We start from the raw sequence: 26,623 nt of genomic DNA, 5'->3' as shown, positions 1-26,623 counted from the left end.
CTAATCCAAAAAAAAATAAATAAAATTTAATGGTGTAATTTACACACAGTATCTTCGTACCGTAAACTTAAGGAGTGAAAGATGCGTAAAATATCAAAAATTGGGGTTTTAACTTCAGGTGGTGATGCCCCCGGAATGAACCCTTGTATACGTGCCGTAGTTAGAACTGCACTATATAACGGACTGGAAGTTGTAGGTATAAGACAAGGTTATAAAGGTCTTATTGACAACGACATGTACGAAATGGATAGGCGCTCGGTAAGTAATATCCTTAACCTGGGCGGCACCATTTTAAAAACCGCACGCTGCCTGCCTTTTAAAACCGACGAAGGCATGGAGCAGGCTTATCAACACGCTAAAGCCCGTGGCATTGATGCCCTTGTTGTTATTGGCGGCGACGGTACTTTTACCGGTGCACTGCGCTTTTCGCGCAAATATCCCGACATTGCTGTAATGGGCGTTCCGGGTACTATTGATAATGACCTTTGCGGCTCAACCTATACCCTTGGTTTTGATACCGCTACCAATACCGTTATCCAGGCTATCGACAAAATCCGCGATACTGCCGATGCGCACGACCGCCTTTTCTTTATTGAGGTTATGGGCCGCGATTCGGGCGCTATTGCTTTACGTGCCGGTATTTCATGCGGTGCCGAGGCTATTTTACTGCCCGAGCGTGCTACTGCCATTGACGATTTGATTGCCAACCTTAAAGAAGGCCACATGAACAAGAAATCATCAAGCATTGTAATTGTTGCCGAAGGCGATAAAAATGGCGGCGTTTATGGCGTGGCAAAAGCTGTGCAAGAGGAAGTTAAGAATTACGACATAAAAGTTACTATCTTAGGCCACTTGCAACGGGGCGGTGCACCATCAAGCTTTGACCGTATTTTGGGCAGCAGGCTTGGTTTTGCAGCAGTTAATGCTTTGATAGCCGGCGAATCACAAAAAATGGTAGGTTTGCAGGCAAATCACATTTTAATGACCGACCTTGAAGCAGCTCTTAACCATCATGAGTTTAAGCTTGAGGAAGATCTTTTACAAATGATGGATATATTATCGATATAGATTATTAATGATTGCAGTTGTTTATAGCGGATCGTACTTTGCACATTGGAGGCTCACTGATAAGGGAAGAACTGTTGCTTCCTTTAAAACCAATGGCATTAACCCCTATTTTAACGACGAGAAGCATATCCTTCAACTGCTCAATAAAAACATCAACCTCATACACCACGCCGAAGAAATAAAACGCATTTTCTTTTTCGGCGCGGGTGCATCGTCAGACGAACGGAAGAAGATAGTACACAACGCTTTTTCGGCATTTTTCAAGTTCGGCAAAATATCCATTGAACATGATATTGCCGGTGCAGCTATTGCCTGTTGTAAAAACGAGCCGGGTATTATAAGCATTTGCGGCAGCGGCAGCAACGCCGCCTGGTACGATGGTAAACGCGTTTGGCCCAACAACTACGGTTTAGGTTACATCCTTGCCGATGAAGGATCGGGCAACTGGCTGGGCAGGCAGCTCATCAAGGAGTTCATGAACGATACCCTGCCCCCATCCATCCGCAAAAAGTTTATTCACAAGTACGATGCCGACCGTAAAAACCTGCTCGAAAAGGTTTACAGGCAAAAACAACCCGCTTTATTTTTAAGTTCTTTTACCGATTTTTACCTCGATAACAAGAACGATCATCATCTGCAAAACGTCATAAAAAAAGGATTTAGCAAGCTAATTTCTACTTATTTGTTACCTTTATATCAGCAACACCCGGGTACGTCTGTTCACTTTGCAGGCTCTGTTGCTTTTAATTTTCAGGAACACTTGTATGAAGCTGCCGCCGAAGCTGATCTGCAAATCACTAACATAATTAAAGAACCCATAAATAATTTATTAACCTACTATTCAAGTAAAAATTAAAAAATCATGAAAATAGGAATTAACGGTTTCGGCCGTATTGGCCGCCTGGCATTCAGGGCTGCAATTGAAAGACCAGACATTGAAGTTGTTGGTATTAATGACCTTGTTGAGCCAGATTACATGGCTTACATGTTAAAATACGATTCAACCCATGGTCAGTTCAAAGGTACCATTGCTGTTGAAGGTGGTCATTTGGTTGTTAACGGTAAAACCATCCGCGTTACTGCCGAAAAAGACCCTGCTAACCTTAAATGGAATGAAGTAGGTGCTGAGGTAGTTATCGAATCAACCGGTTTGTTCTTAACTCAGGAAACTGCTCAAAAACACATCGACGCCGGTGCTAAAAAAGTAGTAATGAGCGCCCCTGCAAAAGATGATACCCCTACATTTGTAATGGGTGTTAACCACAAAGCATTAAAAGCCGATCAAAACATCGTTTCAAACGCTTCATGTACCACCAACTGTTTAGCTCCTATCGCTAAAGTATTGGATGATAACTTTGGTATCGAAGAAGGTTTGATGACTACTGTACACGCTGTTACTGCAACTCAAAAAACAGTTGACGGCCCATCTGCAAAAGATTGGAGAGGTGGTCGTGGTGCTTACCAAAACATCATCCCTTCATCAACAGGTGCTGCTAAAGCAGTTGGTTTAGTTTTACCTCAGTTAAAAGGTAAATTAACAGGCATGAGCTTCCGCGTACCGGTTGCCGACGTATCTGTAGTTGACTTAACTGTACGTTTGAAAAAAGGTGCATCTTACGAAGCCATCAAAGCAGCTATGAAAGCAGCATCAGAAGGCGAATTAAAAGGCATCCTGGGCTACACTGAAGACGAAGTTGTATCTGAAGATTTTAAAGGTGACGCACGTACTTCAATTTTTGACGCTAAAGCCGGTATCGGTCTGAATGATAACTTTGTTAAAGTTGTTTCATGGTACGATAACGAGTGGGGTTACTCAAACAAACTGATCGACCTTGTTCAGGAAATTGGCAAATTATAATTGCTGATTTTATCAGATATAAAAACGCCCTTCGGATAACCGGAGGGCGTTTTTTTGTTCTCCACCCCGTCATTGCGAGGTACGAAGCAATCGCGAACTGTGCAGGGCGAATTTTCCCGATTGACTGGATTTTTCTTGTCAGAACTCGAATTTATTGAATTAAGGGAATTTATTGAATTTGTTTGGCATTCTGTCTACCCGTTTAATTCAATAAATTCGAGTTCTGACAATATTGATACCGCGACACGGATTGCAAATTTAAAAATCCGAAATCGAACATCCGAAATCCCAAATCATAGCAATGGCGTTAGCCTCCGGCCCGGGCTTTACGTTGCAAGTCCTCGCCTTTCCTGCCCGCAATCCCTGCACGCACTGTGGGCTTTACACTGCAATCCCTAACGCGGCCTGTGCACAAGGCTTGGTGTACGTCCGTCCGTATACCTGTGTTACAATGTTTAGGGACGGGTGGCGGACGGAGGCTTATTTTTTTGCGGATGATGCGGGCATGCAACTGAGAGTGATGGTATTTTTGCACCGACTGCTTGCTTCAAAAAGGTTATTAATTGTGATTTGATTCTCGGTGTGGAAAACTTGCATATTAATTAGGCAAAATTAAGAATTATAACACACTGATATTCAAAAATTAATTGTGTAATATTGTAAACGTTATTTTTTCAGATAGTCACAGATGAATAAAGCAACATACAATGAGATAATAAGGCAGTTGAGCTTAGAAAAGACTCGATTACTTGCAGAATTAGAGCATTTAGAGAAGACTATCAATAGTTTGACCATTTTAAAGAATGGAGTAAATATTGACAAATTAACAAATGAAAATATAACAAATAGCACAGATAAAAATAGTCAACGGAAAAATTATTACGAGAACGTAGACGTAGATATACCCAAGGCATACAATAGAGAATTAACGACAATACAATTATTCTTTTATGTATTAGATGAATTAGGAGAAGGGACTGTTGACGAGTTAGTAAAATACGTTTTAGAAATAGACAGTTCTTTAGATCAGCCTCACGTTTTTAGCAGATTCAGAGATATAGCATCTGGTTTATTTAGAGCAGGGAAAATCTATGCAGATACAACTAAGAAGAAATATAAATATTCACTTAAAGAAATAAAATCAAAGGATGTACCATTTGAAGTTAGGGTGGGCAAGGAAATAGATAATTTATTAAACTTATAAAAAAGGGATAGCAAGGCTACCCCTAATATACGATACAAGTGGATAAAACCACTTATGACAGCCATTTGACGGGTGGTGGGAGTAACTTTTGGACGAGCCCCCCGCTGCCGCAAGCGTCCTCGCTTGTGGCCCGCATTTAGGTATACAGCCTGATGAGCCGCTCGCATAGCTTAGCATGATGCCCACAAGCGAGGACGCTTGCGGTAGCGTAGGGAAAAGTGTGGCGTACTCGTGACTTTTTAAGCAAGTTGCCCTGTACAGTTCGCGATTGCTTCGTGCCTCGCAATGACATGGTGGAGAGGCAATGACGTGCTGGGGGCTTTTCCTGCCTCCTGCCTCTCCAAGTCCTGCATCTCTGACTTCCGTCCGTCCGTAACACTGTGTCACTACCCAAACAAACATCAGGCGGACAATCCCCTACCACTGCACCACATCACCAATGTCAATCCCGTTCAGCCTGTCCTGTTCGGTGGCTATGCTTTCAAGCACTGTCGAGACGGTGAAGACCGTATCGGGCATGGCCTCGTGCAGCTCACGGGCTTTCAGCTTCCATTTATCGTAAGCATTTGCATCGGGGAACAACATTAACCTCCCGGCCTTTTAGCACAGCGCATTTGGCAGGGTTTAGCCCTTGCAGGCTACCGCTGGCCAGCCCCCCCAACTGGCGCGAGTATGCAGCGTAGGGAAAAGCGTGGAGTACTCGTGACTTTTTAAGATGAGGGGTATTGCAGGTTTGCTCTGTACAGTTCGCGATTGCTTCGTACCTTATAATGACGTGATCATAAATAACTGATTATCAAGCATAATTTTCACACGTCATTACGTTTTTTTTCAGGGTTTCTCCTGATGGATACTCGCAATGACGTGATGGGGAGGGATTGTATTCAACCACGGGTTATGCCGCACTAAACCACTGCAGGTGGTTCAGATGATCAGCGAAATCAACGTAATCACATAAATCAGCGGTCTACCACCTTGCGCGCCTTGTTGCCCGCATGAGTTGACGGTGGCGTTTGGCATCATAGTAATCGCTGGTTACCAGTATGGCATGTATTACACCCGGAATCCAGAAAAACAGGGTTAAAAATATATTCAGTATAAATGCACCTATCCTGCCGGTGGTTAAAATGGCAGCGGGTGGCAGTAAAAAGCACAAAAAGTATCGCATGGTTGTAGTAGTTTTAATGTTTAACTACTGTTTAGACCATACGCCCTTAAATTTGTTACTGCTTTATTTCTTCGCCCAGGTTGGGTGGCAGCTGATCGCCAAAAAACAGGGCTTTGAGTTCGGTAGCATCATTAGGGTTCATTTTGCCGCCCAATATCAGCCTCAACTGGCGGCGACGAAGCGCCCCTTCAAACAGTGCCCGCTCCTTATCCGTTTCGGGGACCAGTTCGGGGACGGCAGTTTTTTGCCCGTCTTTATCTAAAGCCACAAAGGTGTAGTATGCCTCGTTGCTTTTTACTTTGGTGCCCGATGGGATGTTTTGCGCCCACACGTCCATCCTTACCTCAACAGAGGTTGTAAAGGCCCGGGTAACCTTGGCTTCAATACTGATCACATCGCCCAGCTTTATCGGCGACTGGAACGATACATTATCTACCGATGCTGTAACCACTATCCTGTTGCAATGTTTTTGCGCCGAAATAGCGGCTGCGATATCCATCCAATGCAGCAGTCTGCCGCCCATCAGGTTGTTTAAGGTATTGGTATCATTGGGTAATACCAGTTCGTTCATGATGGTGTATGATTCCTGCGGCGATTTTCCGGTCATATAGATAGTGTTTTGAGGCAAAGATACGCACCCCCTCTAAATCTCCCCCAAGGGGGAGACTTTTATTTGCAAAGTTTTTAAAGTCCTCTCCTTTGGAGAGGATTTAGGAGAGGTCTACCTCTTAGTCACCAACTCCCTGAAACCTACCAGCTCATCCCATCTGGCTGCAGGCGGACGGTAGTAGGTTAGCATCTGGTATTCGTTTTCGGTTTCAAAGTGGCTTCCCTCAAAGGGGATATCATCTGCCTGGCCTGTTTTGGCATCTACCCAAACGTATTCATAATCGTACACACCTTGCTTTAACAGCATATTTACTGTGTACCTGCCGTTATCAAGCGGGTGAAGCTTATTGCTATCATCAAGCCGGTAATTATTAAACTGGCCTACCACATACGGCGCTCCGTCGTTAGGGTTTTTATTGGTTGACAGGGTGAAATACACGTGCGCGTAATCGGCATCTGTAGCCGGTGTGGTGCCGTCGTTATTCAAAATGTAAAATTTGCCGTCGTTATCGTACTGAAAAATGTAGTTGGGCTGGTCGCGCACCGGGTCGCCAAGCAGCACTACCACGTTGGTTGAATCTTTATAAATTTTGGCTACCCTCTGCGAGTTGAGCTTAAGTGTACGCGTATCAAACAGTCTGAACTCGTTGCGCCCAGGAAAATCGTTAATGCTTACATCATTATAAATTAATTGCGAACCACGGATATAGGTTGGCTGCCCATTAAGCACCGCCGTTTCGGTACGGGCGTTTTGCATAATAAAAGTACGCAGGGCATAAGCCGGGTTCTGCACAACAAGGCCCGAATAATCAACCGTAAAATTGATTTTCTGATTGGTTTGCCGTGTAGCATTATTGGCCGAAGCTACCAGATCGGCAGCTATTGATACGCGTTTACCCAGCACATACAAGCGGCGGGTAAGCACCATTTTGTTTTGATCGCCATCTTCATAAACCTTCAGCACATAATTACCCGATATTTTGGGAGCGATGTTATTGTTGGGTAACGAGATTTCGTAATGGGTATACTTTTGCATGGTACCGGTTGAATAGCTGTAGTTGTACAGCCTGTCGTCGGTAAAACTTTGCAGGTACTCGGCAGATGAAAGGTTTGATGAGTTCCAGTTAGCATCGCAATGCTCAATGGTATAATAATAATTACGACTGCCCCCGCGCAGGTCATCAAAGGTTAGCAGCACCTTTTCGTCGGTCCCCAAATTAATTACCGGGAAAGAACCCTGCTTGGCAGTGTTATAAAACTCAACGCTTTTTATAGCCGGCGAGTAAACGTTGTTGTTATAGGGAGATTGGGCGAAGGAGTTTAATGACAGGATGGTGAAGAAAATCAGGCAAAGTTTTTTCATATCAACTTTCAATTCCGTTTAAACTATAAAACAAACGTCATTGCGAGGAACGAAGCAATCCTAAACTGTACAGAGAAACTTGGATAGCTACTCTACTAATTGGGGATTGCTTCGTACCTCGCAATGACTGATTAATTTATAATATCGCTAAACCACCATGTCATTGCGAGCGATAGCGTGGCAACCGCATGCTATACAGAGCGACCCTGTACTGTTCGCGATTGCTTCGTTCCTCGCAATGACATGGAGATTAATCTTACGATTCGAGCTCCAATATCTGCTCAGCCAGTGCTTCCCATTTTTCCTGCATTTGTTTCAGCTCGGTTTGTTTGGCACTGTAGGCAGCGTTGGTTTGCTTTAGTTTGGCGCCGTCACTATATATTTTCTCGTCGGCCAGTTGGGTTTCAAACTGCTTTACCTCTTTTTCGAGGTCGGCAATCTGTTGTTCCATTTTAGCCAGGTCCTGGTTCAGTTTTTTTAACTGCTGATGCTTGTTTTCGCCTTGTGGTTGTTTAACCGGCTCAGGCTTTTTCTCTTCCTTTTTGGGCTGAGGTGCAGGTGCAGCAGCTTTTGGTTCCAGTTTACGTTTGGCGTACCATTCGTCAAACTCGGCATAAGTACCCGGATAAATTTTAATCTTCTGGTCTTCAATAAACCAGATCTTGTTGGCAACATTATCAAGGAAATACCTGTCGTGCGATACCACAATGAAAGTACCCTCGTACTGGTCAAGCGCCTGGATCAGGATATTAACCGACTGCATATCAAGGTGGTTGGTAGGCTCATCCAGTACCAGGAAGTTAGCATCGGCAGTAAGCGCCTTAGCCAAAGCCACGCGCGATTTTTCACCACCCGATAGTACCTTGATCTTTTTGAAAACGTCATCGCCGGTAAACAAAAACGAACCTAAAATGGTACGCAGCTCGGTATCAGTATGTTTTGGCGCGAATGCCTGCAACTCCTGCAATATCTGGTTTTCGAGGTGTAACGACTCCAGCTGGTGCTGGGCAAAAAACGTAGTAGTTACGTTATGACCTGTAGTTACCTTACCTGTAAAATCCTTATCGGCCGAAGCAATGATGCGCAACAGCGTTGATTTACCTTTACCGTTGGCACCAATGAGGGCAATTTTATCACCTTTTTCTATTACCGCCTCACCCCCATTTAAAATATCGATAGCAGGATATTTCTTAACAATATCCTCCAACGTTATCACGTGCCTGCCCGATTGCTTACTGAAACGGAAAGCGAAGTTAACGGATGGATTATCATCATCCACATCATCAATCCGCTCCATTTTATCCAGCATTTTGATGCGGGATTGCGCCATTTTTGCCTTAGAAGCTTTGGCACGGAAACGCTCGATCAAACGCTCTTCCTGTTTAATTTTTGATTGCTGATTTTTAAACTCACCACGTTGAATTTCTTCGCGCAGGGCTTTTTCTTCGAGATAGAAAGAGTAGTTGCCTGCATAAACAGTCAGCTTGCCCTTGCGCGATTCAACGGTACGGTTAATCACCTTATCCAGGAACCACCTATCGTGCGATACGATGATGATAGCGCCGGTAAAAGCCTTCAGGTAGTCTTCCAGCCATTGGATAGATGGTAAATCCAGGTGGTTGGTAGGCTCATCCAGCAGCAGGATATCAGGTGCCTGCAACAGGATCTTGGCCAGCATTACACGCATCCGCCAACCACCAGAAAAGGTGCTTAGTTTACGCTTGCAATCGTCATCACTGAAACCTAAGCCCGCCAAAATTTCGTGGGCTTTATATTCGATATTGTAACCGTCAAGCAGTTCAAACTCGTGCTGCTTATCGCTTAGTTTATTTAGTAGTTCTTCGCTATAATCCGTTTCCAGCTTTTTAAGCAGGTTCTCGATCTCGTCGTGCAGTTGGTTCTGGCGCTCAAAGGCTTCCATAGCCACATGTACAATGGTTTTATCAGATGAATAAGAAAGCAGATCCTGGTTAAGGTAGCCCATAGTAAGGTCCTTAGCCATTGAAACAGTTCCGGAGGTAGGTTTATAGTCGCCTACAATAATTTTTAAAAGGGTGGTTTTACCAGTACCGTTGGCACCAATTAAACCAATTTTTTCACCGGGTTTAATATGCCAGTTGGCTTCATCATATAAGGCCCGCGCACCAATCTCGAACGTAAGGTTATTTATAGCAATCATTTACGCGCAAAGATACAGTTTTTGAGGCGAAAGGTTAAAGGCGAAAGGTTAAAGGTTTTCAGGGGGAGGTGAAAGCAGAAAAGTAAAAGGTCTTTTGGGGAAGGTGAAAGGACAAAGGCAAAAGGCGAAAGGTTAAAAAAATGCAGGTGAGCCACTTGCAAAGCTGTAGCTACCTTTTGCCTTTTACCTTTATCCTTTTACCTTAAAACTACGCTCCCACAGCTTTCAACCATGTTTGGGCCATAAGGGCTTCGCCGGCTACGCTTGGGTGTACGCCATCAAGGTTCCAGTAGCTGGCTGGTGCTGTTTGTTCGGCTTTATCAAATGCTGATTGATAAGGCACAAACACCGCGTCGAACTCTGTAGCTATGTCTTTGGCTGCTTTGCGGAAGGTATCAAATGTAGGGTACCATTTATCATCAACTGCCTTCACATTTTTTTCGGCGAAGGGCTCGCAAATTACCAGTTTAATATCGGGCAAAGCTTGTTTGGTACGGGTCAGCAAAGCTCTGTAGTCGGCCATATAAGTATCTATTGTACCTTTGTAACCGCCGGTAAGGGTATGCCAAAAGTCGTTTACACCTATGTGGATGCTCAGTATATTTGGTTTAAGGGCAAGGCAATCGGTATCCCAACGCTCGGCAAGCTGATATACCTTATTACCGCTGATGCCTTTATTGTAGATCTTTAAACCTTTATCAGCGTGCTTAAGCAGCAATTGTGAAGCAGTAAGCAGCGCATAGCCAGAGCCTAAAGCGCTGGTAGTATTGGGTTCGGTTTTGCTATGGTCGCGCCCCCAGTCGGTAATAGAATCGCCCTGAAAAAGCACTACATCGCCCTGGTTAAAAGTTAATTTCTTTGCCGGTTTTTCGGCAGCCAACGCCGATGAAACGATAGATGAGAGCCCCATTGAGGCAATAGTACCTACCGCTGCTGTTTTCAAAAAATGGCGGCGATAGTTTTGTTCGGTATCTTTCATTTGTAGATTATAAAGGTATTTGCCGAAAATACTGATTTACTGTAACTATTAAAATTTTGTTGGCTTTTGTATCAGCATTTGTAAAAGGAATATTACGTGCATCAAAAAACGATCTGGTAACACATCATTGAAGCTTTCAGCTTCAGGACGAAGCTGAAAGCTTCGGCTATACCCGACCACAGGTTACGCTGCGCTAAACCTGCGGCAGTTCATTAAACCCGCGGCGGTTATTGTTTTATTTATCTGCCACAAAATTTACAGGCTTTGCCGGATCGAAGGTAACATACACCCGTTTCCAGGGTTCGTTATCAATCAGTTTCCATTGGTGTGCTGTTCCTGTGGTATCCTGTGCTATCAATATCTCGCCGGGCTTGAGGATAAACTTTTCGCCGGGATAGGTTTCAAATTCAAGTGTACCAGTAAGGGTTATTACATACTGATTAGTTGGGGCATTATGATAATCATAAAACGCATACGGCTCCGACTCCTGAAACCTGATAGCCAGCGCTTCACTAAGCGGACCTAATTCAACCATCCCCTTTTCTATATGTGAGTGACCGTCATCGCCGGTGTATAACCTGTAGGCTTTTATCATACGGGCTAAACTAACATTTAACTGTTAATACTGCCTACAAGTTGTGTATTTATTGCAAAACGGTTGCTTTAAGTAAGAGTAAACTTCATTTTAGTTAGTTTTAAAGATTATTCGTTCGTGATAAAACTTACGCTTCTTTCAACGGTTCAAATATCATTATGCCTGTAGCTGTATCCACCAAACGTTTTCAATTTTTGCCCTACCTCATTAGCCTGCTCATTGTATTATTTATTGGCTTTGTTGCATCGCTGGTAACCCGGCCCGAAATTGCAGGCTGGTATAGCACGCTTAAAAAGCCGTCGTTTAATCCACCACCCTGGTTATTTGCACCGGTATGGACCGTAATTTATATCATGATAGCGACTGCAGCTTACCTGGTTTGGAAACACCGCAGCCGTAAGCCAGTTTACATTATTGCCCGGTCGGTGTATTTCATTCAGCTTATTTTAAACTTTTCGTGGTCGATAGTATTCTTTGGCATGCACCAGATAGTGGGAGCCTTGATCGTGATCATTTTGCTGTGGTTCAGCATACTGGTAAACATCGTTTGGTTTAATAAATTCAACCGTACTGCTGCATGGTTGCTTGTTCCCTATTTATTATGGGTAAGCTTTGCCAGCGTGCTTAATACGAGTATTTATTTCCTTAACCGATAGCTCATAAAAAACACTATTTTTATTGCAGATAATTACAGCATCGATAAAGAAGCTTTGTATCAAACCATGAAAAAACTTTTACTTATTTTTTGCCTTATTACCGCGGCACACAGCTTTGCATTTGCCGATAAAACTGCTATTAACCATTTTGTAATTAAAGAAAACCCCTTTGCCGTTGATGAGGTTGCCGTAGTTGCAACCGATACCGCAGGTGTAATACAGGAAAACGTAAACGGCGTTTTTACCTTTGTAATGAACGGCTTTACCGAAGAACTTAAGTTTGACAAGGGTACAGCCTTTTACCGCCACAAACTCGATCGTTCAAGCTTCCTGTATGCCAAACACATGAACGATAGCGGCACACATGCCATACTATACTACATTTACAAGCATGACAGCAAGTTAAGCCCATTCCATATCAGCTGGATACTATTGATAGCTATACCTTTGTTACTGGTATTGCTGGCCTACATGTTTAAGCGGTTCATCATTATTGCTGTAGTTATATTCTGCATCTTCCTGTATTTCAACTACCACAACGGCTTAAGTATCCCTACCTTTTTTGAAAGCATTATCGACGGGTTGAAGAATATGTTTTAGAAAGAGGTCTCTTTTTAGGTAAAAGGCGAAAGGTGAAAGGCAAAAGGTAGCTGCAGCTTTGCAAAGGCTTATTGTCTGGCTTTTCTTAAAAACCTTTAACCTTTCGCCTTTTACCTTTAGCCTCTAAAATCTTAAAAAGGCAACCCAATGCCAAAGTTCAGCTGCATAAAGTTATAGCTTTCGCCATTAGCTGTTTCATAAGCTTTTTTGAACGAGCCCTTGCTGAACAGTTCACCGGCATGGTTAATCAGCACCCATTGATCAGAGCCGCTGAATTGGGGATCTTTAAGCTTAAAGGCCGCATCAAGCCTAAAAACGAAGAAGCTCAGGTCAAACCTTAACCCTGTACCTATACCTACCGCCGTTGAACTTAAAAAGTTATTCAGTTTAAACTGTCCGTTGGGGTTAAGGGGCTCATCATGCAAACGCCATACGTTACCCGCATCAACAAAAAACGCACCTTTAAGCTTAGCACCAAAAAAGTTATTGGCCAGCAGATACCTGTATTCGGCATTGGTTATAAACTTGATCTCACCAAACTGATCAAGATATTTCAAGCGTGCACGGGTATTAACATCGGTACCATAATATGTAGCACGGTTAAATTGCCCCGGACCTAATGTGCGCGGCAGCCAGGCCCTGAGATCATTGGCGCCTCCTGCGTAAAAGTTCTTTTCGAAAATAAGCTGGCTACTGTTACCGTAAGGAATACCTATCCCAGGGTTTATGCGAAACACAAATTGCTTTTCGCCGCCTAAGCTGCGGTAAAAGCGGGTATCCAGTTCAACTTTGGCATACTGCGCAAAAGTATATCCGAAAAGCTTATGCTGTCCGAGATCATCTTTTGGCGCATTTGTAAGGTTGCTGATCAGGTTAAGAAAGTTACCTCCGATATCTAAACTACCGCGGAAATAAGTAAAATTTTCATACCCGTTAAGCTTTATAGCATTCACCTGATACGTGTATTGACTTCCTGCTGTAAAAACGGTACGTCCGATAAGATAAACATATGAACCTCTGTTTTGATCAAGCAAAGCCTTTCTCGCAGCTGTGTCAATTACGCCTCTCGAAAACTCAATATTGATAGGCGTAATGGTATGTGATTTATACGGCGTATCAAAAAAGTCGTAGGTAATGGCATTAATAAAACTTTCACGCTTAACTAAACCTTTTTGGTAAAACAATGAGTAATTTGATGAAAATGTGGTATGCGGAACCGCAAATTTACCCAGAAAAGGAAATTTAAACGGAAGCAACAGACGCGGATAGGTAATTTGTCCCCCTACCCTGAATTCCTGGTTTTGGATAATACTGTGATCGTTACCTACGTTATTGCCATTGTCAAAAAGAATACTCCAGTTAACCTTTAACTGCAGGATAGCTGCTTGTTTAAATAAGTTCCTGTCGGTAAAAGTATTGCCTATGTTATAGCCAAACTTGCCCCCACTAAAAAGCACCTCGCCTTCTACCCGGTCGCTCATGCGTTTAAGTGGCACGATATCTATCCGGGTATTGAGCCTGTTGGAACTATCCTTTAGTTTTTCATAAACCGGGTTAGGCACGTTCCTGAAAACGTTTAACTCTGATAGGCGCGTGGTAGTTCGTGTTTGCTTATCAATATCATAAATCTCGCCTTTCTTTTGAAAAACATAATCGGTCACAACCCTCGGCTTAAACCTTTTTGAGTAATCAACAAACCTGAATTGCGAATCAACCTGTATGGTATCAGCCTTACCCGTTGTACGTCCCTGGCTATTTGATATCGTAATTAATGTATTGTTTATGGTATAAACGGGATGTTGTGTTTTCCCCGCAGGATTATCAATAATCATTTTCACATCAACCACACTGCTATTAAAGGTAGAATCGTAGGTGAAATTAATGTACTGCCTGTAAAAATCATAATAGCCATTATGCTTCATCAGCAAGTAAAGCTGATCACGGTCGTAAGCCAAACTATCGGTATCAAACCTGCCACCCGGCTGTATATGCGAGATTCTGTTGCGGTTGCCATTATACAATCCTTTAATGTTATTGTCGGCAATGCTATCGGTAAACTTGCGGATGCGGAACATAGGGCCTTCATCTGCAGTAAAAATCAATTCGGCTTTTTGCTTTTTTATGATCACGCTATCAGCGACTTTCGCTTTAAGATAACCACGGCTACGAATATACTTTTCCATTTGTACCCGGGAGTACTCAATCAGGTTGCTATCTACAACAACAGGCGCTTCGCCAATATTTTTTTTCCCTTTGTTACTAAAGGTGTAATATAACTGCAGGTTGAGCCAGTTATTGGGCTGCTGTTCTTTATCTACATAATTTACAGCAGTTTCGGCAAATTCTTCGTCAATACCTTTTATAGTGATTTTGCGTACCAGGGCCTGGTCTTTACGGATACCGCGGGTAATGCTGCAGCCCGAACCGATAATAACCAGCAAAATACTTAATATTGTAAGGCGGTAAACAGCAGGTTTAGTATATGCTTTCAAAATCACAGATCAGTTTATTAAAGTCCTTACAACAAAAAAAATTCCGTAAAGAGCACGGATTGTTCCTGGTTGAGGGTTACAAATCGGTTATTGAATTTGTAAATACTGCATACCAGGTTGATACTATATACCATACCGCCGAAATTGCTCCAAAAATGCTGAATTTATCCCGAAAAATAAATTTTCAGGAAATTTCATCATCCGATCTTGAAAAGATCAGCAGTTTGAAAACCCCGCAAGAGGTAATTGGTTTGGTTAAAATACCAAAATGGCCAACATTAAATTACAACTCGTTGAAAAACAAGTTTTCGCTGGTACTTGATGGCGTGCAGGATCCGGGTAACATGGGCACCATTATCCGCACGGCCGACTGGTTTGGTATTACCGACATTATTTGCTCAGATGATACTGTTGATGTTTACAACCCCAAGGTTGTACAGGCCACTATGGGGTCATTAGCGAGGGTAAACGTGCATTACGGCGATTTATTAACTATCCTCCCCGAAATAAAGCTCCCTTTATTTGGTGCCATGCTTGATGGTGAAAATATATACGCCACTAATTTCGATAATGAGGGGCTATTGGCTATGGGTAACGAAGGCAATGGCTTGCGCCCTGAAATTCAGGCATTAATAAATAAAAAAGTAACAATTCCCCGTATTGGCCACGCCGAATCGCTAAACGTAGCTATAGCCACAGCTATATTATGTTCAGAAATTAAAAGAAATTCGTTCAAATAAATTTGCTCGCTGAAAATATTTACTATCTTTGCAGTCCTTAAAAAAGGGTCGGATGGCCGAGTGGCTAGGCAGAGGTCTGCAAAACCTTTTACAGCGGTTCGAATCCGCTTCCGACCTCAGGGTTAAAAAATATTTAAAATACAAGACAATGGGCGTTACTCGTTTAAAAAGAAAAGACAGGAGAAATAAAACTTTTTCACGTTTAGAAGTTCAGTTCCTTAAACTGGCTACTAACCTGGAATACGGAAGCCGTTCTGCTGAGTCAAAACACAGCCAGATAGCTAAAAACAATGCAGCTTTAGATATCGCATTAGGCAAATAATTCTCTCCTTCTTCTGAAGAAAAAACTTAAAGTCCTGCCGGTTTCCGGCGGGACTTTTTTATTGTGCCTAATCATGAACCATGATTTTCGGGATTTAAGGATGGGCATGATCCCTTACTGTGTGCCCCTATCCTCGCTGGTTCATGCAAAATATTGTTCAATAAACGAAAAAGTGTTAGGATTGCCGTGAACAACAAAACAGGAGATTTGACGTCAATGTATGATTTTGCGTTTAATAGGCAGAGACTATAATTCGCGTATCGGTAATCGCAACGGTCAATTTTATCCCTCTATATAAAACCTGCAAAAAGGTTTTTATATTAGCTTCGCTTAACACTTATCACATCATGAAAAAAAACTTGTATACTGCTATAATTGCTCTTTCTGCATTAGCTATCTCATGTAAAAAAGATAACGGAGCCAATAAAACCGCGCAAACAGGATCGGCCAAAATCTCATATTTTGCACAGGCTAAAACAATTAACGGCGCAAAATCCTCTTTAAAATTAAACGACGTAATTGATTCATCTGCCATCAGTCCTCCGGTTACCTGGAGTTCGGCCACTATTTTTATCGATCAGATCAGCTTTAATGGTGTAACAGGCAACAACACTGTGGATTCAACAATTACCGTTCAGAAAAAAGTGGATATGCTTTCAGCTAATCCTTATGTAGGCGATATTCAATTACCAGTTGGATCCTACAATAATGTTAAATCAAGGCTACTAATGAGAAAATCCCAGCATTCGGACCTTACGTTTGAATTGAGCGGAACATTCGTTAATACCAAAGGTGTCGTTACATCTTTGTACATCGGAAATTCGGATTTATTTAACGTAAATCTTAACGTCAATAATGTAGCTGTTGAAAAAGGGTCAACTTACAATATGGTTTTTAATTTTGAGTTGAACAAGGTATTGGCTGGCATAACCATTCAACAGTTGGAAAATGCTTATAAAGACCCGAACAGGGTAAATGCGGTGTACATCAGTAGTTCGGTAAGTGTTGATCTATACAACAAGATCAAAAGTAATTGGGAAAACCTGTCAAGTGTTTACATCACAAAGGATGGAAAACAACTATAAGATTACGATTATTTAAAATACCCCGAACCCGTGTTCTCATGGGCTCGTTTCAAAAATATAAAGACAAAAGTATAAGGAAACAAAAACGTTGGCGTTTCCATGAGGACACAGAACAGGGAGATCAGAATAAAAAATCCCAACGATCCTTAAATCCTAAAAATCATGGTTCAGAAGTTTTTTATTGATCCTGCCAATCAGCCCTGGGCCTTCGTAAATAAAGCCGGTATAAAGCTGTACCAGTGAAGCACCTGCATTTAACTTCTCAATGGCATCTTCGGCAGAATGAATGCCCCCTACTCCTATAATAGGGAATGAACCGTTTGATTTTTTATGCAGATAAGCAATTACCTCGGTTGAGCGTTTAGTTAGCGGCCTGCCACTTAATCCGCCGGTTTCTTCTTTTAATGGCGATGATAGATTTTCCCTGCTGATGGTGGTATTGGTAGCTATAAGCCCTGCTATACCTGTTTGCTGAACAATATCAACAATATCATCCAATTGCGAATCAGTCAAATCAGGTGCTATTTTTAACAGGATAGGCCTGCTGATACCGTTTTTATTGTTGCGTTGCTGCAACGTATTCAGGATTTCCATTAAAGGCCCTTTCTCCTGCAGGGCACGCAGGCCCGGGGTATTGGGCGAGCTTACGTTCACCACAAAATAATCAACCACATCAAACAGCCGGTCGAAGCATTTGATATAGTCACTAACAGCATCCTCATTAGGGGTAACCTTGTTTTTGCCGATATTACCACCTATAATCAAACCTTTATTGGCATTTTTAGGATCGCGCCTGAAAGCAGCAATTCGCTCGGCAGCGATATCAACACCAAAATTATTAAAGCCCATACGGTTAATCAGCGCACTGTCTGCCGGCAAACGAAACATGCGCGGTTTATCATTACCCGGTTGCGGCAACGGGGTAACCGTGCCAATTTCAACAAAACCAAAACCAAGATTGGCCATTTCGCCCATCATCTCGGCATTTTTATCAAAGCCCGCTGCAAGACCAACCGGGTTTCTGAATTTAAGCCCAAATACTTCGCGCTCAAGTTTTGAATCCTTTACATCCCACAGGGCTTTACTTAATGACGTGCCGCCCGGAAAACTGTTAAAACGTTTCAGGTTGCGGGTAACAAAATAATGCACATTTTCGGGATCGAACTTAAACAGGATGGGTTTTATGAGCTGATACATGCCGCGAAGTTAGCACATTTTTGCGATGGTGAATTACTCAATTCCCTCTTTACGTGAACATAGACAAAGGGTTCGGCAAAAGTCTCAGGAAGGTGAGTAAACTTTGCGTAATCTTCAAACAATCCATTAACAACCCGGTTAATTGGCTAAATTCACCTCAAAAACCATCTTTATGAAATTGTTTAACCGCGCTTTTATATTATTTTTAGTTTGTCTGTTACGGTACAGTTCAGTTAACGCGCAATCTACACCTATGAATAAAACTTCTGCCAACGACCCAACACTGCAAAACAACCGGCTCAAAATTGATTCGATCGATAAAAAACTAATAGCCTTACTGGGCGAACGCGAACGGGTAGTAAAAGAAATAGGAATTTACAAAGCAAAAAACAATATCCCCGCCCTTCAGGCCGACCGCTTTAAACAGGTTTTGGAAAAAACAATTGAAGCCGGAAAACAGGAAGGGCTCTCGGCTACATTCATTACCGAACTTATGAATGCCATCCACAAGGAGAGCCTGCGTATTGAGGAAGAAATCAAGGCTCAAAAGTAGCAACCAGTGTAAAAAATACACTATAATTTTCAATGCATTTTAGCGCATCAAATTTATAACTAACCCTGCAATAAAAAACAACATAAATAATTGATTATAAATAGACTATATAAAAATAAAGCTTGGTATTAATGCGTATCAATTTACTTAAAACGCTGCCCTGATGCGATAATTTATGCCTGGTATTTTGCTTTTTTTTAATTAAGTTTAATAAATTTGAAAACTCCGGTTAGCCACAGTCCGGGCTCGTAACCAAACCGGCAAGCCTATTTAATTAAACTCATGCAAAAAAAGTATTTAATTGCCTGTTTCATAGCAGGCGGATTATTAAAGGCTGGCTTTGTCAGCGCCCAGGGTAAAGCGCCGTATTCGGCGGCAGGTAAATCTGTAAAAGTGATCGTATCTGAGCAAAATGCCGGATACAAATTTAAAGAAACCGAAACCCTGAAGTTTACCGACAAACCACAACCTGCCGAAACAGAAGTAGCGGTATTTATTGATCCGGCAAAAACGTTCCAAACAATGGTTGGTATTGGAGGCGCCCTAACCGATGCCTCGGCCGAAACCTTTGCCAAGCTACCGAAAGATAAGCAAAAGGAATTTTTAACTGCTTACTATGATAAAGCCAAGGGCATTGGTTACTCTTTCGGCCGTACCAACATTCAAAGCTGTGATTTTTCGAGCGACAGCTACAGCTACGTAAAAAGTGGCGACAAGGAACTAAAAACCTTCGACATCAGCCATGATAAGACCTATCGTATTCCTTTTATTAAAGCGGCTACAGCTGCGGCAGGCGGTAAATTAACCTTGTTTGCATCGCCATGGAGCCCTCCTGCTTTCATGAAAGATAATAATGATGTGTTGCACGGCGGTAAGCTTAAAAAAGAGTTTGACCAAAGCTGGGCCAACTTCTATGTAAAATTTGTTCGTGCTTATGAAAAAGAGGGTATCCCAATCTGGGGCCTTTCGGTACAAAATGAGCCTATGGCCAAACAAACATGGGAGTCATGCATGTACACTGCCGAAGAAGAGCGTGACTTTGTAAAAAACTTTTTAGGCCCAACTTTACAAAAACAAGGTCTTGCCAGCAAAAAACTGATAGTTTGGGACCACAACCGCGATTTGCTTTACCAACGTGCCAGCACTATACTGGAAGATCCTGCCGCAGCTAAATACATTTGGGGTATTGGCTTCCACTGGTATGAAACATGGACAGGCGCAGGGCAGAATTTTGAAGCTACCCGCCGCACCCATGAAGCATTCCCGGGCAAAAACCTGGTATTTACCGAAGGCTGTATAGAAAAGTTTGATTTTAATAAGATCAACGACTGGTCGCTTGGCGAACGTTACGGCTTATCCATGATCAATGACTTTAACGCCGGTACCGTAGCCTGGACCGACTGGAACGTATTACTTGACGAAAAAGGCGGACCAAATCACGTTGGTAACTTCTGCTTTGCACCTGTACATGCCGATTTGCGTAACGGAAGCCTCATCTACACCAGCTCATATTATTACATCGGTCATTTCTCAAAATATATCCACCCGGGTGCTAAACGTATCAGTGCCGTGGCCAGCAGAGACAAGCTTTTAACAACCGCTTATCAAAACCCAGATGGCTCACTGGCCGTAGTAGTGATGAATAAAACCGACGAAAAAATAGATTACAGCCTTTGGATAAAAGGAAAAGCGGCCGGCACTACTGCCCTGCCGCATTCAATTGCTACACTTATTGTGAAGTAATTTTTATAAAAACCTTTAGTTAATCAATCAACTAAATCTCTGGTATGGTGGGTCATTTATGATCCACCATTATCATTACCGGGAAATGGTCACTTGGCTCTTTAGCCTCGTACTTGTCCGAGCCCTTAGCCTTAGCCCGGTAAGTATCAGTCAATATCCCGTACCTTTTTACCGTAAAATCTTTCGTTACAAAAATATGGTCGATACGACCTGTGGTTTTATCGTTAGCGTCAAAATCATTAAAGGTGCCATTGGTAGCATATTTTATAGGCGATAACTCGTAGCTATCTTTTAAAACCCCCGAATTGTTAATTACGGCGTAACTATCAGAAGTTTGATCAACATTAAAATCGCCTGATAATATAGTTGGTGAATTACCTCCAAATTCTTTTACCTTTTTCAATACCAATTTAGCACTTTCACGACGGGCTACAACCCCTATATGATCCATATGGAGGTTAAAATAATAAAATTTATAGCCGGTTTTTATCTCCTGGAAATATCCCCATGAGCAAATTCTTGGTAAGGCGGCGTCCCAGCCTTTGTTGGGCTTATCAGTAACCGGGGCCATCCAGAAATCGCCATGTTTCAGCAGTTTAAATTTATCCTTTTTATAAAAGACAGCTGAAAACTCACCGGCCGTTTTACCGTCATCACGGCCAATACCGGTGTAGGCATACTGGGGCATAGCCTGCTTTAAGCCATTGAGCTGGTGTACCAATCCTTCCTGTGTGCCAAAGATATCCCAGTCATGAAACCTGATAAGTTGTGTTATAACCGGCAAGCGCTGTTTCCAGCCATTACCGCGTACCGAATCATCGTTGGTACTGTTATCATTACGCAAATTGTAGGTTGCAATGGTAAGCTGATGCTGGGCATAGCTTGCTGATACCGATAGCATAGCTATCAGCAAAAAAGAAAGTAGTTTTTTCATAAGTAGAAATTCAGATAAAGTTGACTAAGGCAAATAAACAAAAGTAAAGGTAAATGTTAAATAATATAAAGAGCCTTACCTCAATCTTCTGGCTTCTACCCAAACACCACCGTTTTATTCTTATGCACAAACACCCTGTCTTCAAATACCAGCTTCAGCGCTTTGGCCAATACGGCAGTTTCAACTTCCTGACCAGCCTTTACCATATCTGTCCAACTGTAAGAGTGGTTTACCGGCACTATCTGCTGGGCTATGATCGGACCTTCATCCAATTCGTTCGATACATAATGCGCCGTTGCCCCTATCAGTTTTACACCACGTTCAAAAGCTTGTTTATAGGGATTGGCGCCTATAAATGCAGGTAAAAACGAGTGATGAATATTAATGATCTTCATCGGAAACTCAGCCACAAACCTGGGCGACAGGATCCGCATAAATTTAGCCAGCACCACATAATCGGGGGTATATTGTTTAATGGCGTCAATTACCTGCTCTTCAAATTGGGCTTTATCTACCTGCTCATGGCTGATATGATAAAAAGGAATATCAAAGCGCTCGCAGATGTTTTGCAGTTTAGCATGGTTGGCTATAACACATTGTACACTTGCACCCAGGGTATTAAAATGATTACGGATCAGGATATCACTCAAACAATGATACTCTTTGGTGGCCAGTACAACCACTTTCTTTACCGGCTCGGGGTTTACAGCAATGTAGGCTCCTTCAGGTAATATTTTACGTAACGAATCTTCGAGGCCGGTATCATCCCCATCCTCAATCTCCAGACGTGTAAAAAAAACATTTTCGTTATGATCAACATGCTCGCGCATGGAAACTATATTAAGCAGATGTTTGGCTAATGTTGCAGATATGGCAGCCACAAGGCCCACTTTGTCTTTACACTGTATTACAATTATCATGTTTTAATGATACAAAGATTTTTGCTGAATATGCAACACATCCTGCTTTAAATTATTTTACAATCTGCTGTAGCAAAGCTAAGTGCTGTATCGTAAGGTATTTTATAAACCCGCAATTATGAAAAATATCCTGCTATTAACTTCTGCAATTATATTATGTAGTATAACTGCCTGTAATAAAGGCGATATTCCCGGCGCAGGCAGCAACAGTATCATTGGCAAATGGCGCTGGGTAAAATCGGTTGGCGGCATTGGCGGCTTTACTATTACACCACAAAGCAGCGGCTATTCCATTCGTAACGAATTTTACGCCGATAGCAGCTTCAAAAGGTTCAAAAACGATTCACTGCAGATCAGCGGCAATTTCCGCACTATCAAGGATTATAAATACAGTCCTACTCAAACAGTAAATATATTATCGATATCCGGCCCGGCACTTGATACACACCCGGTTTCCTACCTTATCAGGAACGATAGCCTTTACCTTAACGATATTTATATAGCAGATGGGTATAATGATGTGTATGTGAGGACGAAATAGATAATTGCTATTCACCCGCATTATCATGCCTAAAAGAAAAGCTTTTTGTCATACTGTGTTAAACGAAAGATCTTCTTCGCCTGCTTACCCAGTTGCAGGGCGAAGAAGACGTTTTGCTATCGTTACCTATCACATAATTAAAAAACTATCGTCATGTTGAACTTGTTTCAACACCCCACTCGCTAAGCAAACGTGCTAAGCAAATTGCCCTCCCTTCTTATGGGGTGCTGAAACAAGTTCAGCATGACGGCGTGAAGATGTTATTTCACCTTCGGAGTCCGCTGAGTTTAATTACTCAACATAACAAAGTGCCTACAATTAGTTATTACTATGCCCTACCTTCATCATATCCCGTACAGCCTTCGCTAATGAAACCTTCTCATCACTATCAAGTTCCTTTTTCTTTTCGCCATCATTAAACTGATAGGTAATGCGGCCATTATAATCGCTTTCGGCAATTATTTCAAAGTCGTTGTTTTTATATTTCACCTCACCATCTGGTGAGATGCGGCTGATGCCAGAACTATCCGCCGTAAAAAATACATGCCCACGGTATTCAATCCGCCTTTCTTTGCCATTAGCATTTTCAACAATAACGGTGTGCCTTCCTCCTATATGGCAGGCATCTAACAGGGCTATCAAACCAATGACAACCAATACGTAACCTAATTTTTTCATGTTGTTATTTTTAATAATGATTATTTTAATTGATGTTGTTCTTTGTTATTAAGAAGTTTTATCAGACAGCTACCCAATGACACAAACCAAACCGACCAGCCCAGATGGGCAAATCTTTGAATAAGCCCGGTATAATTGTTTTGAATAGTAGCCGAAGGAATAAAGCGAATAAAGATGAGCAGCATAATACACAGGCTCAATAGCGATAGTTTTCTGATCCGTCTGAACTCTTTCCCCCGCCATAAAATAACAGACAGCAGGGCGCCCACATACAAGAGCAAAAACACCGGCCCCGATGCCGAATGCAGCGGATTGCCCGAATGAAAAATTGCTGCCCAGCCAAACATAATCGGGAAACCTATCACACCAAATACCGGTAGGATACTAAGCTCTAACTGGCTGCATGCTATAAACAAGCCTGCCATGAAAAACACACTGAGCACAGTATCAAGCAGGGTAAACGTTTCCATCAATGTTTCGGATTTTGTGCCGATAGCTCCCAGCTCGCTGATCGTGTTGCTGATATGATTATAGTTACCATGCACAAAACCGCAAACAAGAGTTGAAAGCCAGAATACCACGGGGATGATAATACCAGTGTATAGCATTGGTTTAGTGTCCATTTTTAACGATGCTTGAATTGTTTTCCTTTCAATTAAAACAAAGTTAATATTAAACATGGTACTATACAATACATAGTACTATATTTTTCATAATTTATTTTCTTAAAAAACTCAGACCGGGCAAACCATCGGGGCAATATTTTTCAAAAAAACACTATGTACCTACATACATACAAATAAAAATCCCTAAATTTGAATAAAACCTTTTACCGGTTAACCAATTTTCAACATGGATTTTTTAAAAACAATTTACGATCATATTACAGGATTTTTCGGTCTCGGCGGTTTATATGACATTATTAAGTCGGGAGATTATGGCAAGCTGCTCACTTATGATGGCATTACAGCCTTATTAGGCCCTATGTTGCCTGTGCTGTTAGTATTTGAGATTATAAGAGGGGCCTTTTATAAAAGATTTAAGGTGATCCATTATAAGATCTCCTTTTGGACATATGTATTAAATGCTTTTATAGGCAGTGTGCTTTCTATTGCCATGGTGGGATTTTGTATCGGCTTCTTTTCAAAGTTTGCCATTTTTAAAACAACGTTTACCTGGTACTGGTTTATCTACGGTTATATTGTATGGGAGTTTGCCCATTTTTGGTATCACTATCTTGCGCATAAAGTAAGAATCCTTTGGTGCCTGCACTCCACCCATCATGCGCCCGAAAGCATGAACCTCTCGGTTACCTTTGCCCATTTCTTCCTCGAAGCGCCGTATGCAGATCTGATTCGCACCAGCATTTGTATTTTATTGGGTGTAAACCCGCCAATGTTGTTTGTGATTATGTTTATAGATGGTTTCTGGGGATCAATGATCCACATCGGTGAAAATCTTGTTGAAGATGGCCGCCTTGGCTTCCTGAACAAAATAGTGCTCACACCATCGCATCACAGGGTACACCATGCCCGTAATCCATTATATATGGATACCAATTTCTGCAACCTGCTGCCAATATGGGATAAAGTTTTCGGTACTTTCCAAAATGAAGACCGAAAGATCCCAATTGAATATGGCATCAGCAGGCCGATGGTTAAAAACAGCTTTTTGGATGCTTATTTTGGCGAGATCATAGCATTGGCTAAAGATGTAAGCAAAGCACCGGGTATAAAAAACAAATTTCTGTACATTATAATGCCCCCAGGCTGGAGCCATACTGGCGATCATAAAATGACGACTGTGGTTAAGAAAGCTTACTTTGAGTCGCTTGGGGAAGATAAAAACGAACAGGAGAAAAAGGTCATTAAGCAAGACAAAAAGGAAGAAGTGGCTTAAACGCTAATACTCTTCCCAAACCGTCATTGCGAGGTACGAAGCAATCCCCAACTTTACAGAGCGGATTTGCGTAGCCGCTATGTCACTTCGCGATTGCTTCGTTCCTCGCAATGACGCGCGGAGAGGCACTTTTGAGCATCCTCTCCTAATTCTCCAGCACTGCTCTTCGGCAGTACTTACTCCGGTAATCCTGCGGGGTTAATCCTGTTATCCGTTTAAAGATCTTTCTGAAAGTTTTTAAATCGTTATAACCAACTTTATACATCAGTTCACTGATATTAAAATTAGTTTTCTCAAGGCCCTTTTTTACTGACTCGATCTTTACCTTTTGCAGGTATTCCATCGGGGTATTTTGTGTGGCGCTTTTAAAACGCCGAATAAAATTACGCTTGCTCATATTAGTTTGCCCGGCAATCTCCTCTACCGAAATAGGCAGATGATAATTGTTTTCGATAAACAGCTGTGAACGCATAATTTCCTGGTCTTCATGCTGATGCTGCCCTTCAAACACCTTAAAATGTGCCTGGCTGGTACGGTCAATATCCAGCGAAAACATTTTACTGGCCCAAATGCCGGTATCCCTGCCACAATATTTTTCAATAAGGTACAGTACCAGGTTCATGCTTGAGAAAGCTCCCCCACTGGTATAAGTACCGTCTTTATCAGTGGTCACCATATCCGGTAAAATTTCCACTTTGGGGTAGCGCCGTTTCATATCATCAACAGCAACCCAATGGGTTGTACATGGTTTACCGTCAAGCACTCCGGCTTCGGCCAAAAAATAACTGCCAAAGCACAGGCTGGCTACTTCTGAGCCTTTATCGTACATGTTCCTTATAAAGTCTATCAGATTTTTGTTTTTACGCATCACCAAATCAGGCGGACCATAAAACGCAGGAGCAATTACCAGATCGATATTTTTGATCTCATCGATGGTTTTAAAACCGGTAAACTGAGCGGGGAAATAAAGCAGGTTATTGTTTATTTTTTCGCCTACAAGCATTACGCTAAAGGCTTCGGCTTTGCCGCTTTCTACCAAAAAACGGTTAGTATGCCTCACCATATCCAACACGCCCGATATGGTTGAAAGATTAATATCCTCATGAATAAGCAGCGCTATTTCTTTCATTTGTTATAATTCAGGTTATTACAAATATATAAAAGCACCCGACACAACAAGTCCGAAAAATGCTAATAGGTGATAAACACCTATTGTTTAACTAATTTAAAATTAAGCGTT

The 26,623-nt window shown here is 42.1% G+C and carries 27 protein-coding genes and 1 tRNA gene; 14 read left to right on the top strand and 14 right to left on the bottom strand.

All coding sequences use genetic code 11. The features are described 5' to 3' along the window. Positions 1–81: 81 nt before the first annotated feature. The 4 genes from pfkA to BMX50_RS18275 all read left to right on the top strand — a co-directional run bounded on the left by pfkA (position 82) and on the right by BMX50_RS18275 (position 4,130). Positions 82–1,068, top strand: coding sequence for a 6-phosphofructokinase (pfkA, locus tag BMX50_RS18290; protein WP_091211996.1), 987 nt, complete (start codon positions 82–84; stop codon positions 1,066–1,068). 7 nt (positions 1,069–1,075) lie between these two features. Then, positions 1,076–1,924, top strand: coding sequence for a hypothetical protein (locus BMX50_RS18285; RefSeq protein ID WP_091211995.1), 849 nt, complete (start codon positions 1,076–1,078; stop codon positions 1,922–1,924). Positions 1,925–1,930: 6 nt separating this feature from the next. After that, a complete protein-coding gene (gene gap, locus BMX50_RS18280) occupies positions 1,931–2,926 on the top strand; it encodes a type I glyceraldehyde-3-phosphate dehydrogenase (RefSeq protein WP_091211994.1) in 996 nt (331 codons plus the stop codon). A gap of 688 nt (positions 2,927–3,614) precedes the next feature. Beyond that, positions 3,615–4,130 (top strand): hypothetical protein, encoded by a 516-nt coding sequence (locus tag BMX50_RS18275; protein WP_091211993.1) that lies wholly within the window; start codon positions 3,615–3,617, stop codon positions 4,128–4,130. A gap of 417 nt (positions 4,131–4,547) precedes the next feature. Here the strand turns inward: BMX50_RS18275 and BMX50_RS34590 are convergent, their stop codons facing one another. The 7 genes from BMX50_RS34590 to BMX50_RS18245 form a co-directional block, all read right to left on the bottom strand. After that, positions 4,548–4,715 carry a hypothetical protein gene (locus tag BMX50_RS34590; protein WP_167667999.1) on the bottom strand — a complete coding sequence of 56 codons (168 nt, stop codon included), beginning with the start codon at positions 4,713–4,715 and terminating at the stop codon, positions 4,548–4,550. A 382-nt stretch (positions 4,716–5,097) separates the two neighbouring features. Continuing rightward, positions 5,098–5,298, bottom strand: a complete 201-nt coding sequence (locus BMX50_RS18270; RefSeq protein ID WP_091211992.1) for a YqaE/Pmp3 family membrane protein — start codon at positions 5,296–5,298, stop codon at positions 5,098–5,100. 55 nt (positions 5,299–5,353) lie between these two features. Then, the gene (locus tag BMX50_RS18265) at positions 5,354–5,905 is read right to left on the bottom strand and encodes an acyl-CoA thioesterase (RefSeq protein ID WP_091211991.1); all 552 of its coding nucleotides are present in this window, start codon (positions 5,903–5,905) and stop codon (positions 5,354–5,356) included. 114 nt (positions 5,906–6,019) lie between these two features. Continuing rightward, positions 6,020–7,270, bottom strand: a complete 1,251-nt coding sequence (locus BMX50_RS18260) for a type IX secretion system plug protein (RefSeq protein ID WP_091211990.1) — start codon at positions 7,268–7,270, stop codon at positions 6,020–6,022. A 256-nt stretch (positions 7,271–7,526) separates the two neighbouring features. Further along, on the bottom strand, positions 7,527–9,449 hold the full coding sequence (abc-f, locus tag BMX50_RS18255) for a ribosomal protection-like ABC-F family protein (RefSeq protein WP_091211989.1): 1,923 nt from the start codon (positions 9,447–9,449) through the stop codon (positions 7,527–7,529). 208 nt (positions 9,450–9,657) lie between these two features. After that, positions 9,658–10,428, bottom strand: a complete 771-nt coding sequence (locus BMX50_RS18250) for an SGNH/GDSL hydrolase family protein (protein WP_091211988.1) — start codon at positions 10,426–10,428, stop codon at positions 9,658–9,660. A 235-nt stretch (positions 10,429–10,663) separates the two neighbouring features. Next, a complete protein-coding gene (locus BMX50_RS18245) occupies positions 10,664–11,023 on the bottom strand; it encodes a cupin domain-containing protein (protein ID WP_091211987.1) in 360 nt (119 codons plus the stop codon). 158 nt (positions 11,024–11,181) lie between these two features. Here BMX50_RS18245 and BMX50_RS18240 point away from each other — a divergent pair, with 158 nt between their 5' ends. Further along, on the top strand, positions 11,182–11,679 hold the full coding sequence (locus tag BMX50_RS18240) for a TspO/MBR family protein (RefSeq protein ID WP_091211986.1): 498 nt from the start codon (positions 11,182–11,184) through the stop codon (positions 11,677–11,679). Between the two features lie 66 nt (positions 11,680–11,745). Further along, positions 11,746–12,279: a hypothetical protein gene (locus BMX50_RS18235; protein WP_091211985.1), complete on the top strand. Its 534-nt coding sequence runs from the start codon at positions 11,746–11,748 to the stop codon at positions 12,277–12,279. Between the two features lie 131 nt (positions 12,280–12,410). On the opposite strand, the gene tamL is transcribed toward BMX50_RS18235, so the two are convergent. Beyond that, complete coding sequence (tamL, locus tag BMX50_RS18230) at positions 12,411–14,771, bottom strand: translocation and assembly module lipoprotein TamL (protein WP_143065212.1); 2,361 nt, start codon at positions 14,769–14,771, stop codon at positions 12,411–12,413. On the opposite strand from tamL, the gene BMX50_RS18225 reads away from it, so the two are divergent. From BMX50_RS18225 to BMX50_RS18210, 4 genes are all read left to right on the top strand, one after another. Beyond that, positions 14,762–15,511, top strand: a complete 750-nt coding sequence (locus BMX50_RS18225; protein WP_091211983.1) for a TrmH family RNA methyltransferase — start codon at positions 14,762–14,764, stop codon at positions 15,509–15,511. The two genes, tamL and BMX50_RS18225, sit on opposite strands and share 10 nt — an antisense overlap. A 46-nt stretch (positions 15,512–15,557) precedes the next feature. Further along, a tRNA-Cys gene (locus BMX50_RS18220) sits at positions 15,558–15,628 on the top strand. Positions 15,629–15,659: 31 nt separating this feature from the next. Beyond that, entirely contained in the window at positions 15,660–15,833 is a 174-nt protein-coding gene (locus BMX50_RS18215) for a spore protein (protein ID WP_090527770.1), read from the top strand. 347 nt (positions 15,834–16,180) lie between these two features. After that, positions 16,181–16,918 carry a hypothetical protein gene (locus tag BMX50_RS18210; RefSeq protein ID WP_091211982.1) on the top strand — a complete coding sequence of 246 codons (738 nt, stop codon included), beginning with the start codon at positions 16,181–16,183 and terminating at the stop codon, positions 16,916–16,918. A gap of 153 nt (positions 16,919–17,071) precedes the next feature. Here BMX50_RS18210 and BMX50_RS18205 read toward each other — a convergent pair whose 3' ends face one another. Further along, complete coding sequence (locus tag BMX50_RS18205) at positions 17,072–18,115, bottom strand: quinone-dependent dihydroorotate dehydrogenase (protein WP_091211981.1); 1,044 nt, start codon at positions 18,113–18,115, stop codon at positions 17,072–17,074. A 253-nt stretch (positions 18,116–18,368) separates the two neighbouring features. Here BMX50_RS18205 and BMX50_RS18200 point away from each other — a divergent pair, with 253 nt between their 5' ends. Continuing rightward, entirely contained in the window at positions 18,369–18,668 is a 300-nt protein-coding gene (locus BMX50_RS18200) for a chorismate mutase (RefSeq protein ID WP_167667996.1), read from the top strand. 282 nt (positions 18,669–18,950) lie between these two features. Continuing rightward, positions 18,951–20,411 carry a glycoside hydrolase family 30 protein gene (locus tag BMX50_RS18195; protein WP_091211979.1) on the top strand — a complete coding sequence of 487 codons (1,461 nt, stop codon included), beginning with the start codon at positions 18,951–18,953 and terminating at the stop codon, positions 20,409–20,411. A 52-nt stretch (positions 20,412–20,463) separates the two neighbouring features. Here BMX50_RS18195 and BMX50_RS18190 read toward each other — a convergent pair whose 3' ends face one another. Together BMX50_RS18190 and purU are read right to left on the bottom strand one after the other, a co-directional pair. Next, on the bottom strand, positions 20,464–21,345 hold the full coding sequence (locus tag BMX50_RS18190; RefSeq protein WP_091211978.1) for an endonuclease/exonuclease/phosphatase family protein: 882 nt from the start codon (positions 21,343–21,345) through the stop codon (positions 20,464–20,466). Between the two features lie 95 nt (positions 21,346–21,440). Beyond that, positions 21,441–22,265 carry a formyltetrahydrofolate deformylase gene (gene purU, locus BMX50_RS18185; RefSeq protein WP_091211977.1) on the bottom strand — a complete coding sequence of 275 codons (825 nt, stop codon included), beginning with the start codon at positions 22,263–22,265 and terminating at the stop codon, positions 21,441–21,443. A 118-nt stretch (positions 22,266–22,383) separates the two neighbouring features. On the opposite strand from purU, the gene BMX50_RS18180 reads away from it, so the two are divergent. Continuing rightward, a complete protein-coding gene (locus BMX50_RS18180) occupies positions 22,384–22,806 on the top strand; it encodes a hypothetical protein (protein ID WP_091211976.1) in 423 nt (140 codons plus the stop codon). Between the two features lie 318 nt (positions 22,807–23,124). On the opposite strand, the gene BMX50_RS18175 is transcribed toward BMX50_RS18180, so the two are convergent. Both BMX50_RS18175 and BMX50_RS18170 read right to left on the bottom strand, forming a co-directional pair. Continuing rightward, positions 23,125–23,484: a hypothetical protein gene (locus tag BMX50_RS18175; protein ID WP_091211975.1), complete on the bottom strand. Its 360-nt coding sequence runs from the start codon at positions 23,482–23,484 to the stop codon at positions 23,125–23,127. A gap of 20 nt (positions 23,485–23,504) precedes the next feature. Further along, the gene (locus BMX50_RS18170) at positions 23,505–24,107 is read right to left on the bottom strand and encodes a DUF998 domain-containing protein (protein WP_167667994.1); all 603 of its coding nucleotides are present in this window, start codon (positions 24,105–24,107) and stop codon (positions 23,505–23,507) included. A gap of 229 nt (positions 24,108–24,336) precedes the next feature. Between BMX50_RS18170 and BMX50_RS18165 the strand changes: the two genes are divergently transcribed. Beyond that, the gene (locus BMX50_RS18165) at positions 24,337–25,383 is read left to right on the top strand and encodes a sterol desaturase family protein (protein ID WP_091211973.1); all 1,047 of its coding nucleotides are present in this window, start codon (positions 24,337–24,339) and stop codon (positions 25,381–25,383) included. 145 nt (positions 25,384–25,528) lie between these two features. Here BMX50_RS18165 and BMX50_RS18160 read toward each other — a convergent pair whose 3' ends face one another. Beyond that, positions 25,529–26,512, bottom strand: coding sequence for a GlxA family transcriptional regulator (locus BMX50_RS18160; RefSeq protein ID WP_091211972.1), 984 nt, complete (start codon positions 26,510–26,512; stop codon positions 25,529–25,531). Between the last annotated feature and the right edge of the window lie 111 nt (positions 26,513–26,623).

The organism is Mucilaginibacter gossypiicola (genome assembly GCF_900110105.1).
GTDB lineage: Bacteria > Bacteroidota > Bacteroidia > Sphingobacteriales > Sphingobacteriaceae > Mucilaginibacter > Mucilaginibacter gossypiicola.
Note: the sequence above shows the minus strand (reverse complement) of the source record. Positions and strands in the feature narration are given on the sequence as shown.

Coding starts and splice junctions, on each gene's coding strand:
- pfkA (WP_091211996.1), top strand. CDS start 82: ATGCGTAAAATATCAAAAATTGGGGTTTTAACTTCAGGTGGTGATGCC.
- BMX50_RS18285 (WP_091211995.1), top strand. CDS start 1,076: ATGATTGCAGTTGTTTATAGCGGATCGTACTTTGCACATTGGAGGCTC.
- gap (WP_091211994.1), top strand. CDS start 1,931: ATGAAAATAGGAATTAACGGTTTCGGCCGTATTGGCCGCCTGGCATTC.
- BMX50_RS18275 (WP_091211993.1), top strand. CDS start 3,615: ATGAATAAAGCAACATACAATGAGATAATAAGGCAGTTGAGCTTAGAA.
- BMX50_RS34590 (WP_167667999.1), bottom strand. CDS start 4,715: ATGTTGTTCCCCGATGCAAATGCTTACGATAAATGGAAGCTGAAAGCC.
- BMX50_RS18270 (WP_091211992.1), bottom strand. CDS start 5,298: ATGCGATACTTTTTGTGCTTTTTACTGCCACCCGCTGCCATTTTAACC.
- BMX50_RS18265 (WP_091211991.1), bottom strand. CDS start 5,905: ATGACCGGAAAATCGCCGCAGGAATCATACACCATCATGAACGAACTG.
- BMX50_RS18260 (WP_091211990.1), bottom strand. CDS start 7,270: ATGAAAAAACTTTGCCTGATTTTCTTCACCATCCTGTCATTAAACTCC.
- abc-f (WP_091211989.1), bottom strand. CDS start 9,449: ATGATTGCTATAAATAACCTTACGTTCGAGATTGGTGCGCGGGCCTTA.
- BMX50_RS18250 (WP_091211988.1), bottom strand. CDS start 10,428: ATGAAAGATACCGAACAAAACTATCGCCGCCATTTTTTGAAAACAGCA.
- BMX50_RS18245 (WP_091211987.1), bottom strand. CDS start 11,023: ATGATAAAAGCCTACAGGTTATACACCGGCGATGACGGTCACTCACAT.
- BMX50_RS18240 (WP_091211986.1), top strand. CDS start 11,182: ATGCCTGTAGCTGTATCCACCAAACGTTTTCAATTTTTGCCCTACCTC.
- BMX50_RS18235 (WP_091211985.1), top strand. CDS start 11,746: ATGAAAAAACTTTTACTTATTTTTTGCCTTATTACCGCGGCACACAGC.
- BMX50_RS18225 (WP_091211983.1), top strand. CDS start 14,762: ATGCTTTCAAAATCACAGATCAGTTTATTAAAGTCCTTACAACAAAAA.
- BMX50_RS18215 (WP_090527770.1), top strand. CDS start 15,660: ATGGGCGTTACTCGTTTAAAAAGAAAAGACAGGAGAAATAAAACTTTT.
- BMX50_RS18210 (WP_091211982.1), top strand. CDS start 16,181: ATGAAAAAAAACTTGTATACTGCTATAATTGCTCTTTCTGCATTAGCT.
- BMX50_RS18205 (WP_091211981.1), bottom strand. CDS start 18,115: ATGTATCAGCTCATAAAACCCATCCTGTTTAAGTTCGATCCCGAAAAT.
- BMX50_RS18200 (WP_167667996.1), top strand. CDS start 18,369: ATGAATAAAACTTCTGCCAACGACCCAACACTGCAAAACAACCGGCTC.
- BMX50_RS18195 (WP_091211979.1), top strand. CDS start 18,951: ATGCAAAAAAAGTATTTAATTGCCTGTTTCATAGCAGGCGGATTATTA.
- BMX50_RS18190 (WP_091211978.1), bottom strand. CDS start 21,345: ATGAAAAAACTACTTTCTTTTTTGCTGATAGCTATGCTATCGGTATCA.
- purU (WP_091211977.1), bottom strand. CDS start 22,265: ATGATAATTGTAATACAGTGTAAAGACAAAGTGGGCCTTGTGGCTGCC.
- BMX50_RS18180 (WP_091211976.1), top strand. CDS start 22,384: ATGAAAAATATCCTGCTATTAACTTCTGCAATTATATTATGTAGTATA.
- BMX50_RS18175 (WP_091211975.1), bottom strand. CDS start 23,484: ATGAAAAAATTAGGTTACGTATTGGTTGTCATTGGTTTGATAGCCCTG.
- BMX50_RS18170 (WP_167667994.1), bottom strand. CDS start 24,107: ATGGACACTAAACCAATGCTATACACTGGTATTATCATCCCCGTGGTA.
- BMX50_RS18165 (WP_091211973.1), top strand. CDS start 24,337: ATGGATTTTTTAAAAACAATTTACGATCATATTACAGGATTTTTCGGT.
- BMX50_RS18160 (WP_091211972.1), bottom strand. CDS start 26,512: ATGAAAGAAATAGCGCTGCTTATTCATGAGGATATTAATCTTTCAACC.